Below are 16,863 nucleotides of genomic sequence, written 5' to 3' on the forward strand. Positions count from 1 at the left end.
AAGGAATATCAGTTCTTTTTAACTGGGATTTTGTAAATTTAATTAATACTAAAACAAACTACTAAAAGTAACTATAATGAGAGCATCAAAAACAATTCCGTCAATGCCGAATTTCAAATTCAAGGCAAGAAAAACAAAAGAGATTCAACCAGAAAATGAATTAATACATCGTAGGTTTGAAGTTAAAACCATAGGTGTTCTTGGAGAAAAAGGGTCTAATTCACTATTAGCTTTAATGTATTCTCAAGAAAATGAAATGCTTTTTATATAATTTAAAGCATGTTTTTATTAATTAAAAATATTCAAAATGCATTTTTCTATATGGGTAGAAACGACTTTATTAAATTTAGAATTTCGTTCAAAAACTTAAAAGCACCATTCAAATAGATGGATGCTTTTTTGTGCTTATGCGCATTTTTTTTTATTTGATACCAGTAATCAATTCTTTAAAAAATTTGTTTCTTAAAAAAAAATGTAGTTTATTTGCTGCTTTAAGTTCACAAACGTATTGAAATGTTATAAAGAAAGGAAGAGGGATTAGACCCAATGAAGCCTTAGCAACCCTTCGATTTATCGAAGAAGGTGCTGCATTCTACCACGCCAAACGTGGAAAGATAACAACAAGAATTTAACTGCACTACCCTAGTTTTTTCTTTCTAATATTTCCAGACGCAAATCAAAAATCATAAAAGATTTGAAATTGGAAAATAAACCAACCTATATTAAAATAAAAGATTTTACCACAGAAAGTGGCGTGTTTTGTGCTATCTTAAACTTAAGTTTTGAAGTTTTTGGACCCGCATTAAACACTGCGCCGATCGTTTTAGTAAATCATGCTTTAACCGGAAATTCCCAAGTTGTGGGAGAAAACGGCTGGTGGAATGATTTAATAGGTGTCAATAAAACCATTGATACCACTAAATATACCGTATTAGCTTTTAATGTTCCTGGGAATGGATACGATGGAACCAAAATAGAAAACTATTTGGATTTCAACGCCAGAGATATTGCAAAACTATTTATTAAAGGAATTAAAATTCTTAAAATTAAACAATTGTACGCTATTATTGGGGGATCAGTTGGAGGAGGAATAGCATGGGAAATAGCTGCCTTAGAACCTAAACTAACAAATCATTTGATTCCTATTGCGTCCGACTGGAAATCGACGGATTGGCTGATTGCCAATTGTTTTTTACAGGAACAAATCCTTAATAATTCTCGAAAACCTATCGAAGATGCAAGGATCCATGCTATGTTGTGTTACCGCACTCCAGAATCATTCAAAGAAAAATTCCAGCGGACAACAAACGAAGAATTAAACATTTTTAATGTGGAAAGCTGGTTGAGTCATCACGGAACTAAATTGCAAAAACGCTTTCAACTTTCCTCTTATAAAATGATGAACCAAATGCTTAAAACGATAGATATCACCAGAAATGCTGAGTCATTCCAAGAAATAGTTTCAAAAATTGATGCCGACATTCATATTATAGGAATCAATTCAGATTTGTTTTTTACTGCAGAGGAAAATAAAGCGACCTATCAAGAATTAAAAAAATATAAAAATAATGTTACTTATCAGGAAATAGTTTCCATTCATGGTCACGATGCTTTTTTGATAGAATATGAACAATTAGACAATTTGCTTGTGGCTATTTTTCAAGCATAAATATAATATAAAAAGATGAAAATATTAAAATTCGGAGGTAAATCTTTATCGAATGGTGAGGGAATAAACAAAGTGGTCGCTATTATTACTGATAAAGTAAATCAAGGAGAAAAAATTGCTATAGTAGTTTCGGCAAGAGGAAATGCTACAGATGAACTGGAAGAAATTTTAGGAATTGCCTCTAAAAATGGTAACTATAAACCGCTATTTGAAGACTTCAAAAAATACCAGCAAGACGATTATCAAGACGTAGATTTATCAGAAGAATTTAATGTTCTTGAAAAACTTTTTGAAGGTGTAAGTTTAATTGGAGATTATAGCAATAAGATTAAAGATTTAGTGCTTTCGAAAGGAGAATTGCTTTCGGCTAAATTACTTACTGCTATTTTAGTTAAAAATGGTATAAATGCTCGTTTTACCGATTCCAGGGAATTGATAAAAACCGATTCTAAATTTGGAGACGCGCAACCTTTGGAACAAATTTCGAAGAAAAATGTAATCAATTATTTCAAGCAAAATAGTGGGAACACAGTCAATATTGTTACTGGATTTATTGGTTCAAATAGTAAAAACGACACGACTACTTTAGGAAGAAACGGAAGTAACTATACTGCCTCATTAATTGCTAATTATATTGATGCAGAAGAACTACAGAATTATACGCATGTTGACGGGATTTATACAGCCAACCCAGATTTAGTTCCTGATGCTAAAAAAATAGACCATTTGACTTTTAACGAGGCGAATGAATTGGCTAATTTTGGAGCTACTATTCTTCATGCCAAAACGATTATTCCTCTATTGGAAAAAAATATTCCGCTTCGAATTTTAAACACATTCAATCACGAAAATAAAGGAACTTTAATCACGTCAAACTCTAATGAGGAAGGAATTAAAACGCTTTCCGTTCTGGAAAATGTGTCTTTAGTAAACCTGGAAGGAAGAGGATTACTGGGAAAAACTGGAGTCGATGCGCGAATTTTTAGAGTAATGGGAGATAATGATATTAGTGTCAGTATCATTTCACAAGGTTCCTCAGAAAGAGGTATCGGCCTTGTAGTTGCCGCAGATCAGGCTACAAAAGCAATGATAGAACTGGAAAAGGAATTCGAAAATGATTTCTATTCTAAGGACGTTAACAAAATTTCAGTTACTGATAATGTTTCGGTGATTTCTATCATTGGTCAGGATTTAAGCACTTTTCACAAGCCATATACTGCTCTTATCAAGAACAAGATTGTGCCTATTCTTTTCAATAATACGGTAACGGGGAAAAACGTAAGTTTAGTTGTCAACAAGTCACAACTTCATAAAGCGTTAAACGTTATTCATGGGGAAATTTTTGGAGTTTCAAAGAAAATTAATATTGCCATTTTTGGACATGGATTAGTGGGTGGTACTTTGATTAATCAAATACTGGAGTCGGCTGCTGCTATCAAAAAAAGAAAGGATATTAAATTGAATGTTTTTGCTATCGCCAATTCGAAAAATGTACTTTTGAATAAAAACGGAGTGACTCCAAATTGGAAAAACGAAATACAAAATAACGGTTTCTCTTATACAATTGAAGATGTTGTTGCCTTTGCTAATGAAAATCACCTAGAGAATTTAATTGCAATAGATAACACGGCAAGTGCCACCTTTGTTGAAAATTATATCAAATTGGCTGAAAATGGTTTCGATTTAATTTCTTCTAATAAAGTGGCGAATACGTTAAGTTATAGTTTTTATAAAGAGTTGCGAAAAGTATTGGCAGACAATCAAAAGAGTTATCTTTATGAAACCAATGTTGGAGCTGGTTTGCCGTTGATTGATACCATTAAGTTATTGCATCTTTCTGGTGAAAATATCACCAAAATAAAGGGCGTTTTTTCAGGTACATTAAGTTATCTATTTAATAATTTCTCCGCCAATGACCTTCCGTTTAGTCAAGTATTACAAGAGGCAATTGACAATGGATACACCGAACCAGATCCGCGCGAGGATTTATGCGGGAATGATGTAGGTCGAAAATTATTGATTTTGGCAAGAGAGTTGGATTTGCAAAATGAATTTGAAGAAATCGAAATTGAGAATTTAATTCCAGAACATTTGCGTGAAGGAAGTGCTTCGGAATTTTTGAGTAAACTAAAAGAGTTTGATCCTATTTATGATAAAATTAAAGCAGAACAAAAACCAAATCATGTGTTGCGTTACATAGGCGAATTATCAGGTGATTTACAAAACGACAAAGGAAATCTTGAAGTAAAATTAGTTTCGGTACCTTCGGATACGGCTTTGGGCGGTTTGAAAGGCTCTGACTCTTTCTTCGAAATCTACACGGAATCGTATGGTGACAGACCCATTGTAATTCAAGGTGCAGGCGCAGGATCTGCAGTTACGGCGAGAGGTGTTTTTGGAGATATCTTGAGATTGTCGGATAAAGGGTAATTTTTGAGATTACAGATTTTTGATTTATAATAAAAACACACAAAATGAAAATAACATTAAACAGAGTAAACGAAAACTTTCACTTTGAATTAAAAAATGAAAGAGGACATATAGTAAATGTAGATAGCCGGCCAGAATTTGGTGGGAATGATATGGGACCAAGCCCAATGGAATTAGTCTTAATGGGTGTTGCTGGTTGCAGTGCGATTGATATGATTTCTATTTTGAAAAAACAGCGTCAGGAAATCACTTCTTTCAAAGCTGAGGTCGAAGGCGAACGTGTGCAAGTAGGAGAAGCAAAGCCATTCAAAGATATTCACGTTGTGTTTTATTTGGAGGGACCTATCAATGAAGAAAAAGCAGCCAGAGCAGCACAACTTTCTTTCGAAAAATACTGCTCGGTTTCTAAAACATTAGAACCAACAGCAACAATACATTATAAAGTAGTCTTGAATAATAAATCATTATAGTTTAAATACAAGAGCTTGGAGTTTCATGATTCCAACAACTTTAAACCTTAAACTTTAAATTAAAAAATAATATGAACGAACAAGATTTTGGTTTTGAAACCCAAGCCATCCGTACCCAATTAGAAAGATCACAATATCAGGAGCATTCAGTGCCTTTGTATTTATCATCGAGTTTTGTATTTGAAGATGCCGAAGACATGCGCGCCTCTTTTACAGAAGAAAAAGATCGCAATATTTACAGTCGTTTCAGTAATCCCAATACAACTGAATTTGTAGAAAAGATATGCAAAATGGAAGGTGCTCAAGCTGGTTATGCTTTTGCAACAGGAATGGCTGCGGTATATTCTACATTTGCAGCTTTGTTGAATTCAGGGGATCATATCGTTTCTGCTGGGAGTGTTTTTGGTTCTACACATGCTTTGTTTATGACCTATTTTCCAAAATGGAATATTGAAACTTCGTATTTTGACATTAATAAACCAGAAACTATTGAGAGTTTCATCAAACCAAATACTAAAATTCTTTACGCTGAATCGCCCACAAATCCTGCGGTTGATATTATTGACTTGGAATTATTAGGAACAATTGCCAAAAAACACAATCTGATCTTGATTATAGATAACTGCTTTGCAACGCCATATATACAGCAACCGATAAAATGGGGAGCGGATTTAGTTATTCATTCAGCAACCAAATTGATTGACGGGCAAGGACGTGTTTTGGGTGGGGTGACTGTGGGAAGTGAAGATTTGATACGTCAAATTTATTTATTCTCCAGAAATACAGGGCCGGCTTTGTCTCCATTCAATGCTTGGGTTTTATCTAAAAGTTTAGAAACCTTATCGGTTCGTGTCGAAAAACATTGCAAAAATGCTTTGAAAGTAGCTGAATTTCTAGAAAATAATCCAAATGTGAACAGCGTGAAATATCCGTTCTTGAAATCACATCCAAAGTATAATGTTGCCAAAAAGCAAATGCTTTTAGGGGGTAATATTATTGCTTTTGAAATTAAAGGTGGGATTGAAGCTGGTAGAAAATTTCTAGATAAAATAAAACTCTGTTCCCTTTCGGCAAATATTGGGGATACCAGAACAATTGTAACGCACCCAGCTTCTACAACGCATAGTAAATTATCTGTTGAAGAACGTTTGGCTGTAAGTATAACGGATGGGTTGGTTCGCGTTTCTGTAGGGTTGGAAACAGTGAAAGATGTTATAGCAGATTTAGAGCAAGCTCTATCGTAAAGATTTTGTCCCGAAGTTTAGAGAGTAGATTAACGATTTTTATTCCGAAGTTCGGGAGCAGATTTAGTGCAAATCGAAAATCGTTAATCTGCATTCACTATTCTTAAATCAAAAATTATATTTTTGTTGCTACAATAAAAGACAGGTAGACTTCAGATTACTTTAAAATCTGAATTCTAAAAATCGTTAATCTTCAATCTTATATTTTTTTAAATGCTTTCAAAGAAAACAAAATACGGAATAAAAGCTTTGACTTTTTTGGCTCGACAGAAAGATAATACTCCAGTTCAAATTGCTGAAATAGCAAAGAGTGAAAATATTTCGTTGAAATTTTTAGAAAGTATATTATTACTTTTACGTCACTCCGGTTTTTTGGGTGCCAAAAAAGGAAAAGGTGGTGGTTATTATTTAATTAAAGAGCCAAAAGACATAAATATGGCACATGTCTACCGTATTCTGGAAGGACCTATTGCATTATTACCTTGTGCAAGTCATAATTTTTATGAAAAATGTGAGGATTGTACGGATGAAGCAACTTGCGCGGTTAGAAAACTAATGATCGAAGTACGCGATAACACATTGAAAATCTTAGATAGTAACACACTGGCTGATATCGCATTTTAACAAATAAATCTCTGAATAAGTTTTGTAATTAAGTAAAAAGTATTATTTTTGCCTTTTAATCTACTATTCCGATGGGGTAATAGACAAATTAATTGAATCGAAGAAAATATGAGTAGAGAGTTAAAAGAAAATACGGTAGCAATAAAATCGGGAACGACTTTTAAGGAACGTTTATGGGTTATAATACCTGTTGGTTTGTTAATAGGTTTGATATCCGTATTAGTATATAATCATCACGCCGAGTTTTCTTGGGATGGCTTTGTAGCTGGTTTTAATCAAGAGTTTTTAATCTTTTTCTGTATTGGTGTTTTTGCGCAGTTAGTTGATGGTACTCTGGGAATGGGTTATGGAGCAACCTCTACTTCTTTTTTATTGGCGTACGGAGTTCCCCCTGTAATCAGTAGTACTGGAGTTCACGTTGCTGAAATGTTTACAACAGGAGCATCTGCTATTTCTCATCATAAATTTGGGAATATAAATAAAAAATTAGTGAGACACTTGCTAATACCAGGTGTTTTAGGTTCTATAACAGGAGCTTATTTGTTGTCTGATGTGATTGACGGAGATGTGATTAAACCATTTATTGCGGTTTATATGATTGCATTAGCTTGTATTATTATTAGAAAAGCGATGCAAAAGAATATTATAAAAAAGAAAACCAAGCGTTTAGGTATTTTGGCTTCTTTTGGAGGTTTCATGGATGCTGTTGGTGGCGGTGGATGGGGGCCAATTGTCACTTCTACATTACTTGGGCGAGGCAGAAATCCCAGATATACTATTGGATCCGTAAATGCCGCTGAGTTCGCAGTTTCTTTTGCAAGTGGAATAACATTTATGATTTTTGGCGGAATACAAGGCTGGGAAGTAATTATAGGATTGATTCTTGGAGGAGTAATTGCCGCACCGATTGCCGCCTTATTGGTTAACAAAATTAAAAGACAACCAATGATGATTTTGGTTGGGATCTTAATTATTATTTTGAGTTTACGAACATTATCTAAATTATTATAATGAGTACAGCAATAATAAATACTTTATTAGAAAAAACAACAAATTTCTCGATCGAGGAAACTTTGGCTTTTTTGGCTAACGAATACAAGGATAAAGTAGTTTTTTCGACTTCTTTTGGACAAGAAGACCAAGTAATTACTGCGTTGATTGCCAAAAGTAATTTGCCTATTACCATTTTTACTTTAGACACAGGAAGATTATTTCAAGAGACATATGATGTTTTTCACAAAACCATAAAGAAATATAAAAAAGAGATTAAAGTATGTTTCCCAGAAGCTACGGCGGTTGAAAACTTATTGCAAACAAAAGGTCCAAACAGCTTTTACGAATCAGTTGAAAATAGGAAAGAATGTTGTTTTATTCGAAAAGTGGCTCCATTGACTAAAGCATTAAAAGGTAATAAGATTTGGATTACCGGTTTACGAGCGGAACAATCCGAAAACAGAAATGATCTGGATTTATTTGAATACGACGCGCATTTTGATATCATCAAATTCAATCCATTATTGAAATGGACCTTAGAAGAAGTTCAAAAATATATTAATGATAACAATGTGCCTCAAAACGCACTCCATAAACAAGGTTTTGTGAGTATAGGTTGTGCGCCATGTACCAGAGCCATTATGCCTGGCGAGGATATCAGAGCGGGACGATGGTGGTGGGAATCTAGTCATAAAGAATGCGGTTTACACCAAAAGTAATTATAAATTATAAATGATTGTTGGAATCTTTAAATTTTTCAATCCTTTAAATCTTTAAATAAAAAAAATGAGTTCAATATTAAAAACAAACGCTTTAGAAAGCGAAGCGATATACATATTCAGAGAAGTTATTTCTCAATTTGACAAACCAGTTTTGCTTTTCTCCGGTGGTAAAGATTCAATTACATTGGTGCGTTTAGCTCAAAAAGCATTCTTTCCAGCAAAGATTCCTTTTCCATTATTACACGTTGATACGGGTCATAACTTTCCGGAAACAATCGAATTTAGAGATAGATTGGTCGCTGAATTAGGATTGGAATTAATCGTGCGCAATGTACAAGATGCTATTGATGAAGGCAAAGTAGTAGAGGAGTCCGGAAAATACTCTAGCAGAAACAGTTTACAAACCGTAACTCTTTTAGATGCTATTGAAGAATTCAAATTTGATGCTTGTATTGGTGGAGCACGCAGAGATGAAGAAAAAGCAAGAGCCAAAGAACGTATTTTCTCTGTTCGCGATGATTTTGGTCAATGGGATGAGAAAAACCAACGCCCGGAATTGTTTGATATTTTGAACGGAAAAATTGAGAACGGTCAAAATGTTCGTGTTTTCCCAATTTCCAACTGGACAGAATTAGATGTTTGGAGTTATATTGAAGAAGAGCAAATTGAAATTCCATCAATTTACTTTTCACATAAACGTAAGGTGTTCTTGAGAGACGGTATGATTTGGTCGCATTCTCCATTTGTTTTTCAAGAAGAAGACGAAGAAATCGAAGAAAGAATTGTTCGTTTTAGAACTGTTGGAGATATGAGTTGTACTGCTGCCGTTGATTCTTATGCAGCAACTATTCAAGAAGTAGTTGGTGAGATTAGATCTTCAACTATTTCTGAAAGAGGAGCCAGAATTGATGACAAGCGTTCTGAAGCCGCAATGGAAAAAAGAAAACAACAAGGGTACTTTTAGAAAATTATTTTAAATTATAAATTCTAAATGTTTGAATTATTCTGAAGCATTTAAAATTTAAAATTCAGCATTTAAAATAAAAAAATCAAATTCAATATTTAAAATAAAAAAACTGATGGAAGTTTTAAAAATAGCAACAGCGGGAAGTGTAGATGACGGAAAAAGTACCTTAATCGGAAGATTATTATACGATACAAAATCGTTGACTACAGATAAGATTGAAGCAATAGAAAAAAGCAGCAAGCAAAAAGGATATGATTATTTAGATTTCTCACTGGCTACCGATGGTTTGGTTGCCGAAAGAGAACAAGGAATCACGATTGATGTGGCTCACATTTATTTTTCGACTGCAAAGAAAAGTTACATTATTGCCGATACTCCGGGTCACGTAGAATATACACGTAATATGGTTACCGGAGCTTCAACTTCACAAGTTTCAATCATTTTGATTGATGCTCGTAAAGGAGTTATTGAGCAAACCTACCGTCACTTTTTTATCAATAATTTATTGCGTGTCAAGGAAGTGATTGTCGCGGTAAACAAAATGGATTTGGTGGACTATTCGGAAGAAGTATACAATAAAATTAAAGCTGATTTTCAGGCTTTGAATGCAAAAAGCACGTTCAAAGAGCAAACGGTTAGTTACATTCCTTTAAGTGCTATTAATGGTGGGAATGTCGTTGACAAATCAGAAAATATGCCGTGGTACACCGGACAGACGGTTTTGGAACATCTGGAATCTTTAGAGCCAAATGATATCTACGAAAACGGAATCGCACGTTTCCCTGTTCAAACAGTAATTCGACCTAAAACGGAGGAATACCATGATTTTAGAGGATATGCCGGAAAATTATACGGAAATAATATTAAAGTGGGTGATGCGGTAACCGTTCTTCCATCTTTGACAGAATCTAAAGTGACTAACATTCATTTTTTCGATAAACAATTTAACGAAGCCACTGCGGGTTCTTCTATTACAATTGAATTGGAAAATGATATTAATGTGACTAGAGGCGATATGATCGTGAAATCGAATGAGCTTCCAAGAATCGAGAAAGATATCAACACTACAATTTGTTGGATGGACAGCAAAAAGTTAGTTCCGGGAACAAAATATTTTATACAGCACAATACGAATAGAGTTTTGGCTAAAATCGAGAGTGTGAAAAATGTAATTGCAACGGATTATTCCGGTTCAACTCCGGCAACTGAATTAGCTATAAATGAAATTGGAGAAGTAAATATTAAATTAAGCAAAGCCATTTATTTTGATGCGTATAATGACAATAAATCAAACGGAGCTTTTATCTTAATAGATGCTGCAACCAACACAACAGCAGGAGTTGGATTTATAAAATAATTTTTAGCTTTTGCTAAAAAAACAAATAAATTAAAAGATATAGATTAACAGCTAAAAGCCCAAGGCAATAGCTAAAAGCTAAAAAAGATGCAAAGTTTTAGAACCGAAATAGAAGATCCGATTGTCCAAAAAGAGATTATCGATTTAGAGAAAAAAATTCATTCCTTCCGAAGTGGACAAATTGACGATGAGCGTTTTCGCAGTCTTCGTTTGGCACGTGGTATTTACGGTCAACGTCAAGAAGGTGTGCAAATGATTCGTATTAAATTGCCATACGGAAAAGTGACTAGCGAGCAATTGAAGCGTATTACTGAAGTATCTGATAAATATTCGACAGGACGTTTGCACATTACGACCCGTCAGGATATTCAAATTCACTATGTGAGTTTAGATAGAACACCTGAGCTTTGGTCTGAGTTAGCCAAAGATGATATCACTTTGAGAGAAGCTTGTGGAAACACTGTGCGTAATATTACTGGAAGCGAATTAGCTGGTGTAGATGTTGACGAACCTTTTGACGTATCGCCTTATGCACACGGTTTGTTTCAATATTTATTGCGTAACCCAATTTGTCAGGAAATGGGGCGTAAATTCAAAATCTCCTTCTCCTCTTCAGATAAAGATACTGCTTTGAGTTATTTGCATGATTTAGGATTTATTCCAAAAATTGTAAATGGCGAAAAAGGGTTCAAAATAATGTTTGCCGGAGGTTTAGGTTCTCAACCAAGTCACGCCGAATTGCTTTCAGAATTTATACCGGTGAATCAAATTATTCCAACTGCCGAAGGTATAATTAGAGTTTTTGACCGTTACGGAGAAAGAGCAAAACGTTTGAAAGCGCGTATGAAATTCTTAATCAAAGACCTAGGTCGTGATGAGTTTTTACGTTTGGTTGAAGAAGAGAAAAAAGCATTGCCTTTCCATACTTACGAGATAGACACTACCGCTTTTGAAGGCCCAATTACTGAACCTTTATTGGCAGTACCAGCAGTAACGATCGAGGATGTTGAAGCTTTTGAAGCTTGGAAAAAATCGAATGTGATTGCACAAAAACAAACGGGTTATGTTGCTATTGGTATCAAAGTACTTTTAGGAGATTTCTATACAGACAAAGCACGATTATTAGCCGATTTGATTAAAAATTATGGTGCTAACGAATTGCGTTTTTCATTACGACAAAACATCGTTTTACGTAATATTAAAGAAGAAAATCTAGCGTTCTTTTACCAAGAATTAGCCAAATTGGATTTTGTTGCTTTAGGATATGATACTATCGGAGATATCACGGCTTGTCCGGGAACAGATACTTGTAATTTAGGTATTGCAAGTAGTACTGGTATTGCAGATGAATTAGAAAGAGTATTAAAAACAGAATACCCACAATACAGCAACAATCAACAAATCGCAATAAAAATTAGCGGTTGTATGAATGCTTGTGGACAACATAATATGTCCGAAATTGGTTTCCAAGGAATGTCAATCAATGCAGGAAAACTGGTTGCTCCGGCACTTCAGGTATTATTGGGCGGAGGAAATCTAGGAAACGGAAACGGAAGATTTTCGGATAAAGTGATTAAAATTCCAAGTAGAAGAGGACCAGATGCGTTGCGTTATATCTTAAATGATTTTGATGCCAATGGAAACGGACAATCATTCTTGAATTATTACGATGCCAAAGGAGAGAAATATTTCTATGAGTTTTTGAAACCATTAGCAGATATAACAAACCTTACTGAGGCTGATTTTGTAGATTGGGGAAATGCCGATAACTACGTAAAAGCAGTTGGAATAGGAGAATGCGCGGGTGTAGTAATTGATTTAGTGGCTACTTTAATATTAGAAGCCAAAGATAAAATGACTTTTGCACAAGAAGCTTTTGAAGATGAAAAATGGGCGGATGCTATTTATTTAGCCTACGCAGGTTTTGTAAACGGTGCCAAAGCAATTTTACTGGCCGAAAACCAAAAAACAAATCACCACGCTGGAATTATCGATTTGTTTGATACTGTTTTTATCGAAAGCAAAAAAATCGAATTGGACTCAAGCTTTAAAGAGTTAGTTTATCAAATAAAAGCGAATGAGCCTTCGGCAGAATTTGCACAAAAATACATTCAAGAAGGAGTTGCGTTTTTTGATAAAATAGAAAAATACAGAGCCAAAGATTTAGCTGATGCATAATACAATACAACCAAAAGTAACTTTAGTGGGTGCTGGTCCTGGCGATCCAGATTTGTTTACTCTGAAAGGAGTTAAAGCACTTGCTGAAGCGAACGTGGTTTTATATGATGCGCTGGCCAATGAAGAAATAATGAATCACGCACCAAAAACGGCCATAAAAATATTTGTGGGTAAAAGAATTGGCGCACATGAATATTCGCAAGACCAAATCAATCAGTTGATTGTAGACAATGCGCTTACGTATGGAAATGTGGTTCGGTTAAAAGGGGGAGATCCCTTTATTTTTGGCCGTGGAAGCGAAGAAATAGAATATGCAGAAAGTTTTGGAATCCCTACATTTGTAGTTCCCGGAATTTCATCGGCAATTGCAGTTCCCGCTTACCAAGGAATTTCTTTGACAAAAAGAGGGGTTTCTGAAAGTTTTTGGGTCATTACAGGCACAACTTCCGACAGGAATTTGTCGAATGATGTAGCTCTCGCAGCGCAATCATCAGCAACAGTTGTGATTTTGATGGGAATGAGTAAGCTATCGCAAATTGTTTCTTTATTTCAAAAAGAATTTAAAGGAGAAACTCCAGTTGCAATTATTCAAAACGGAACTACTCCACAAGAAAAAGTGGGTGTTGGAACGATTAACACTATCCAAGAAGTTGTGGCGAAGAATAAGTTAAGCTCACCAGCGATAATTGTTATTGGAGAAGTGGTAAAAGAAAGTAGCAAGTTAAAAGGATTTTACGAAGAATTGATTTTAAGTAACATTGCATAAAAAATAAGTATAAATTATTCAAGCTCCCCAACCCTCTCCGAAGGAGAGGGTTGGGGAGAGGAAAATAAGATAGTAATGGAAAGGAACGAATTATATCCAGTTTTTTTAAAACTACACAAACTCAATGTACTTATTGTAGGCGGAGGAAATGTAGGTTTAGAAAAGTTATCATTTATGCTAAAATCCAGTCCTAACGCCAATGTTGAGGTGGTAGCACCGAAGTTTTTACCGGAACTGGAAACGCTAGTACAAAAACATCCTTTGGTAAAATTGACCTATAAAAAGTTCAATCGCTGGATGCTTCGCAAACGCCATATGGTAATTGCCTGCACCGATGATTTGAAAGTCAATAAACGGGTATTCGACTTGTGTCGAAAAAGACATTTGATTTGCAACATTGCCGATACACCGGATTTATGTGATTATTATTTGGGCGGAATCGTAACCAAAGGAAATGTGAAAATAGCCATTTCAACCAACGGTAAATCACCGACAACTGCCAAAAGATTACGGGAGTTTTTCGAAGAAATAATTCCGGATGACATCAATAAAATGGTCGAAAACCTGAATGAATACCGCAAGACGCTAAAAGGAAATTTTGAAGAAAAAGTGCAGAAAATGAACGAAATCACAGAAGCATTAAAAAACAAAAAATAAAAGTAGCGCAAATTACTAAATGATATTTATCATTTTACATAGTGAAAATCAATCGTTAATTTGCAATAAAATAGTTAAGTACAATTACATTACATAAAGAATAAAAAAATGGTTAAAACAGACATATTAATTATAGGAGCCGGACCAACAGGTTTATTTGCAGTTTTTGAAGCAGGATTGTTAAAGCTAAAATGTCATATTTTAGATGCCTTACCACAAGCGGGCGGACAACTTTCAGAATTGTATCCAAAAAAGCCTATTTATGATATTCCAGGATTTCCGGAAGTATTAGCTGGAGATTTAGTGGGTAATTTAATGGAACAAATCAAGCAGTTTGAACCAGGATTCACACTTGGTGAACGTGCAGAAACTATAGAAAAACAAGAAGACGGAAGTTTTATTGTAACCTCAAATAAAGGGAAAAAATTTCATGCTTCGGTTGTGGCGATTGCTGGTGGATTAGGAAGTTTTGAACCAAGAAAACCACTTATCGAAGACATCGAATTTTATGAAGATAAAGGAGTAAAATATTTCATTAAGAACCCGGAGAAATTCAGAGACAAAAGAGTTGTAATTGCCGGTGGAGGAGATAGCGCTTTGGACTGGAGTATTTTCTTGTCTAAAATTGCTTCTGAGGTGACTTTGATTCACCGTAGAAATGAATTTAGAGGAGCTTTAGATTCTGTTGAAAAAGTACAAGAATTGAAAGATTTAGGAAAAATAAGAATGATTACGCCTGCGGAGGTAATTGGTTTGAATGGTGCCGAACATTTAGAGTCAATTGATATTGAGGAAAATGGTGCGCACCGTACTATCGAAACGGATTATTTTATTCCGCTTTTTGGATTAACGCCAAAATTAGGTCCTATCGGAGACTGGGGATTGGATATTGAAAAAAATGCAATCAAAGTAAATAATGCCTTAGATTACCAAACGAATATTCCGGGAATTTTTGCCATTGGTGACGTAAATACATACCCAGGAAAATTAAAATTGATTCTTTGTGGATTCCACGAAGCGACTTTAATGTGCCAGGCAGCATACCAAATCATCAATCCAGGTAAGAAATATGTATTGAAATATACAACAGTTTCTGGTGTTGACGGATTCGACGGAACTCGTAAAGAGGCTCCTAAAGCAGTGGTAAAAGCCATAATATAAAACTAGTAAAAAAATATAGCGTTAATACTTGCAAGTATTAACGCTATGTCTTTACTTTGCAGTGTTCCTATTTTTATTGAAAGTTATCACGAAAGGCGGAGGGAAAGACCCGATGAAACCTTAGCAACCCTTTATCTTTAAAGAAGGTGCTACATTCTACTTTATTCTGGTTTTTTCAGCATTTAAGATAGATAACACAAGAATACTTCCACAGTATTTCTCAAACCTTTTCTTGACAAACATATCGATATTTACTAACTGAATTTATTTCAGTATTAGGAGCGAATGATTGGCGCAATTTTTGCTGTCATCGTTCCCGCTTTCCGCTATATCTTTTTTTATTTTACCCTATTAGGGTTCAAAGTCCTAATAGGGTAAAATAAAAAAAGGATAGCGCTGCAATCGGGGCTAAAGGGTGATCAATTGTTGTTTTTGCAACAATCAAACCAAACCATATTATATTTAAAAAACAAGATATGTCAGAACATATAAAAGACAGTATTGGAGTTCCCCCTTCGGGGGCTAGGGGGAGTATTCAAGAAGCTATTAAAAAAAATATACTCATACTCGATGGAGCTATGGGAACCATGTTGCAACGTTACAATTTTTCAGAAGAAGATTTTCGTGGAGAGCGTTTCAAAGATTTTCCACATTCTTTAAAAGGGAACAACGATTTGTTGTCAATCACGCAGCCACAAGCTATTCGGGCTGTTCACGCAGCCTATTTTGAAGCGGGAGCTGATATCGTAGAAACCAATACGTTTTCAAGTACAACCATAGGAATGGCGGATTATCATCTCGAAGATTTTGTTTACGAATTAAACTATGAATCGGCACGAATTGCGCGTGAAGTAGCCGATGAGTTTACAGCAAAAAATCCAGAAAAACCTCGTTTTGTGGCCGGTTCAATAGGACCAACAAACAGAACGGCAAGCATGTCGCCCGATGTAAATGATCCAGGATATAGAGCCGTAACTTTTGATGATTTGCGCATTGCCTACAAACAACAAGTTGAAGCCTTGATTGACGGAGGAAGTGATTTATTATTGGTGGAAACCATTTTTGACACTTTAAATGCCAAAGCGGCACTTTTCGCTATTGAAGAAGTCAAAGACGAACGCGATATTGACATTCCCATCATGGTTTCTGGAACAATTACCGATGCATCAGGAAGAACACTTTCAGGTCAAACCGTGGAAGCTTTCTTAGTTTCGGTTTCGCACATTCCGTTGTTGAGCGTAGGTTTTAATTGTGCTTTAGGAGCTGATTTGCTGAAACCGTATTTACAAACATTGGCGCAAAACACTTCCTTCAATGTTTCGGCGCATCCTAATGCAGGATTGCCTAACGCATTTGGAGAGTACGATGAGACCCCGGAGCAGATGCAAGCCTTTATTAAAGAATATTTAGACGATAATTTAGTCAATATCATAGGCGGTTGTTGCGGAACAACGCCGGAACATATCAAATTGATTGCTGATATTGCAAAAGAGTACAAACCTAGAGTTTCAACAGCGACTATGTAAAACGTAGAGATGCGATTTATTTCATCTTACATAAATTAAAAAAATATATTGTGGGATTAAACGTTCGACGGATATTTGATTTTCAAATTGGAATGGGTA

15 protein-coding genes and 2 riboswitches are annotated in these 16,863 nt (G+C 35.1%); all 15 genes read left to right on the forward strand.

What is annotated here, in order from left to right; genetic code table 11:
• The first annotated feature begins 76 nt into the window (after positions 1 to 76).
• The 15 genes from ACFX5D_RS05090 (at position 77) to ACFX5D_RS05160 (ending at position 16,764) form a co-directional block, all read left to right on the forward strand.
• Positions 77 to 271, forward strand: coding sequence for a hypothetical protein (locus ACFX5D_RS05090; RefSeq protein WP_379857163.1), 195 nt, complete (start codon positions 77 to 79; stop codon positions 269 to 271).
• Between the two features lie 242 nt (positions 272 to 513).
• A riboswitch (SAM riboswitch) is annotated at positions 514 to 621 on the forward strand.
• 79 nt (positions 622 to 700) lie between these two features.
• Positions 701 to 1,669: an alpha/beta fold hydrolase gene (locus ACFX5D_RS05095; RefSeq protein ID WP_379857164.1), complete on the forward strand. Its 969-nt coding sequence runs from the start codon at positions 701 to 703 to the stop codon at positions 1,667 to 1,669.
• A gap of 15 nt (positions 1,670 to 1,684) precedes the next feature.
• Positions 1,685 to 4,099 carry a bifunctional aspartate kinase/homoserine dehydrogenase I gene (thrA, locus tag ACFX5D_RS05100; protein ID WP_379857165.1) on the forward strand — a complete coding sequence of 805 codons (2,415 nt, stop codon included), beginning with the start codon at positions 1,685 to 1,687 and terminating at the stop codon, positions 4,097 to 4,099.
• A gap of 44 nt (positions 4,100 to 4,143) precedes the next feature.
• Positions 4,144 to 4,569 (forward strand): OsmC family protein, encoded by a 426-nt coding sequence (locus ACFX5D_RS05105; RefSeq protein WP_379857166.1) that lies wholly within the window; start codon positions 4,144 to 4,146, stop codon positions 4,567 to 4,569.
• 71 nt (positions 4,570 to 4,640) lie between these two features.
• Positions 4,641 to 5,813 (forward strand): trans-sulfuration enzyme family protein, encoded by a 1,173-nt coding sequence (locus tag ACFX5D_RS05110; protein ID WP_379857167.1) that lies wholly within the window; start codon positions 4,641 to 4,643, stop codon positions 5,811 to 5,813.
• A 213-nt stretch (positions 5,814 to 6,026) separates the two neighbouring features.
• Complete coding sequence (locus ACFX5D_RS05115) at positions 6,027 to 6,437, forward strand: RrF2 family transcriptional regulator (protein ID WP_379851846.1); 411 nt, start codon at positions 6,027 to 6,029, stop codon at positions 6,435 to 6,437.
• Positions 6,438 to 6,545: 108 nt separating this feature from the next.
• The gene (locus ACFX5D_RS05120) at positions 6,546 to 7,448 is read left to right on the forward strand and encodes a sulfite exporter TauE/SafE family protein (RefSeq protein ID WP_379857168.1); all 903 of its coding nucleotides are present in this window, start codon (positions 6,546 to 6,548) and stop codon (positions 7,446 to 7,448) included.
• Positions 7,448 to 8,149 (forward strand): phosphoadenylyl-sulfate reductase, encoded by a 702-nt coding sequence (locus ACFX5D_RS05125; RefSeq protein ID WP_379857169.1) that lies wholly within the window; start codon positions 7,448 to 7,450, stop codon positions 8,147 to 8,149. The genes ACFX5D_RS05120 and ACFX5D_RS05125 overlap by 1 nt, the downstream gene beginning before the upstream one ends.
• A 67-nt stretch (positions 8,150 to 8,216) precedes the next feature.
• Entirely contained in the window at positions 8,217 to 9,116 is a 900-nt protein-coding gene (gene cysD / locus ACFX5D_RS05130; RefSeq protein ID WP_379851843.1) for a sulfate adenylyltransferase subunit CysD, read from the forward strand.
• 115 nt (positions 9,117 to 9,231) lie between these two features.
• Positions 9,232 to 10,476, forward strand: coding sequence for a sulfate adenylyltransferase subunit 1 (locus ACFX5D_RS05135; RefSeq protein WP_379857170.1), 1,245 nt, complete (start codon positions 9,232 to 9,234; stop codon positions 10,474 to 10,476).
• An 87-nt stretch (positions 10,477 to 10,563) separates the two neighbouring features.
• Complete coding sequence (locus tag ACFX5D_RS05140) at positions 10,564 to 12,654, forward strand: nitrite reductase (protein WP_379857171.1); 2,091 nt, start codon at positions 10,564 to 10,566, stop codon at positions 12,652 to 12,654.
• Positions 12,647 to 13,420, forward strand: a complete 774-nt coding sequence (gene cobA / locus ACFX5D_RS05145) for a uroporphyrinogen-III C-methyltransferase (RefSeq protein WP_379857172.1) — start codon at positions 12,647 to 12,649, stop codon at positions 13,418 to 13,420. Before ACFX5D_RS05140 ends, cobA begins: the two co-directional genes overlap by 8 nt.
• 75 nt (positions 13,421 to 13,495) lie before the next feature.
• Positions 13,496 to 14,077 carry a precorrin-2 dehydrogenase/sirohydrochlorin ferrochelatase family protein gene (locus ACFX5D_RS05150; RefSeq protein WP_379857173.1) on the forward strand — a complete coding sequence of 194 codons (582 nt, stop codon included), beginning with the start codon at positions 13,496 to 13,498 and terminating at the stop codon, positions 14,075 to 14,077.
• 108 nt (positions 14,078 to 14,185) lie between these two features.
• The gene (locus tag ACFX5D_RS05155; RefSeq protein ID WP_379857174.1) at positions 14,186 to 15,238 is read left to right on the forward strand and encodes an NAD(P)/FAD-dependent oxidoreductase; all 1,053 of its coding nucleotides are present in this window, start codon (positions 14,186 to 14,188) and stop codon (positions 15,236 to 15,238) included.
• Between the two features lie 80 nt (positions 15,239 to 15,318).
• Positions 15,319 to 15,436: riboswitch (SAM riboswitch) on the forward strand.
• Between the two features lie 278 nt (positions 15,437 to 15,714).
• The gene (locus ACFX5D_RS05160) at positions 15,715 to 16,764 is read left to right on the forward strand and encodes a homocysteine S-methyltransferase family protein (protein ID WP_379857175.1); all 1,050 of its coding nucleotides are present in this window, start codon (positions 15,715 to 15,717) and stop codon (positions 16,762 to 16,764) included.
• Positions 16,765 to 16,863 lie beyond the last annotated feature (99 nt).

Origin of the sequence: Flavobacterium fructosi (assembly GCF_042787335.1) — a bacterium.
Lineage (GTDB): Bacteria > Bacteroidota > Bacteroidia > Flavobacteriales > Flavobacteriaceae > Flavobacterium > Flavobacterium fructosi.

What these genes read in the sequence shown, in the direction of transcription:
- ACFX5D_RS05140 (WP_379857171.1), top strand. Translation starts at nt 10,564, where the DNA reads ATGCAAAGTTTTAGAACCGAAATAGAAGATCCGATTGTCCAAAAAGAG.
- ACFX5D_RS05160 (WP_379857175.1), top strand. Translation starts at nt 15,715, where the DNA reads ATGTCAGAACATATAAAAGACAGTATTGGAGTTCCCCCTTCGGGGGCT.
- ACFX5D_RS05135 (WP_379857170.1), top strand. Translation starts at nt 9,232, where the DNA reads ATGGAAGTTTTAAAAATAGCAACAGCGGGAAGTGTAGATGACGGAAAA.
- ACFX5D_RS05090 (WP_379857163.1), top strand. Translation starts at nt 77, where the DNA reads ATGAGAGCATCAAAAACAATTCCGTCAATGCCGAATTTCAAATTCAAG.
- ACFX5D_RS05150 (WP_379857173.1), top strand. Translation starts at nt 13,496, where the DNA reads ATGGAAAGGAACGAATTATATCCAGTTTTTTTAAAACTACACAAACTC.
- ACFX5D_RS05110 (WP_379857167.1), top strand. Translation starts at nt 4,641, where the DNA reads ATGAACGAACAAGATTTTGGTTTTGAAACCCAAGCCATCCGTACCCAA.
- ACFX5D_RS05105 (WP_379857166.1), top strand. Translation starts at nt 4,144, where the DNA reads ATGAAAATAACATTAAACAGAGTAAACGAAAACTTTCACTTTGAATTA.
- cobA (WP_379857172.1), top strand. Translation starts at nt 12,647, where the DNA reads ATGCATAATACAATACAACCAAAAGTAACTTTAGTGGGTGCTGGTCCT.
- ACFX5D_RS05155 (WP_379857174.1), top strand. Translation starts at nt 14,186, where the DNA reads ATGGTTAAAACAGACATATTAATTATAGGAGCCGGACCAACAGGTTTA.
- thrA (WP_379857165.1), top strand. Translation starts at nt 1,685, where the DNA reads ATGAAAATATTAAAATTCGGAGGTAAATCTTTATCGAATGGTGAGGGA.
- ACFX5D_RS05125 (WP_379857169.1), top strand. Translation starts at nt 7,448, where the DNA reads ATGAGTACAGCAATAATAAATACTTTATTAGAAAAAACAACAAATTTC.
- cysD (WP_379851843.1), top strand. Translation starts at nt 8,217, where the DNA reads ATGAGTTCAATATTAAAAACAAACGCTTTAGAAAGCGAAGCGATATAC.
- ACFX5D_RS05115 (WP_379851846.1), top strand. Translation starts at nt 6,027, where the DNA reads ATGCTTTCAAAGAAAACAAAATACGGAATAAAAGCTTTGACTTTTTTG.
- ACFX5D_RS05120 (WP_379857168.1), top strand. Translation starts at nt 6,546, where the DNA reads ATGAGTAGAGAGTTAAAAGAAAATACGGTAGCAATAAAATCGGGAACG.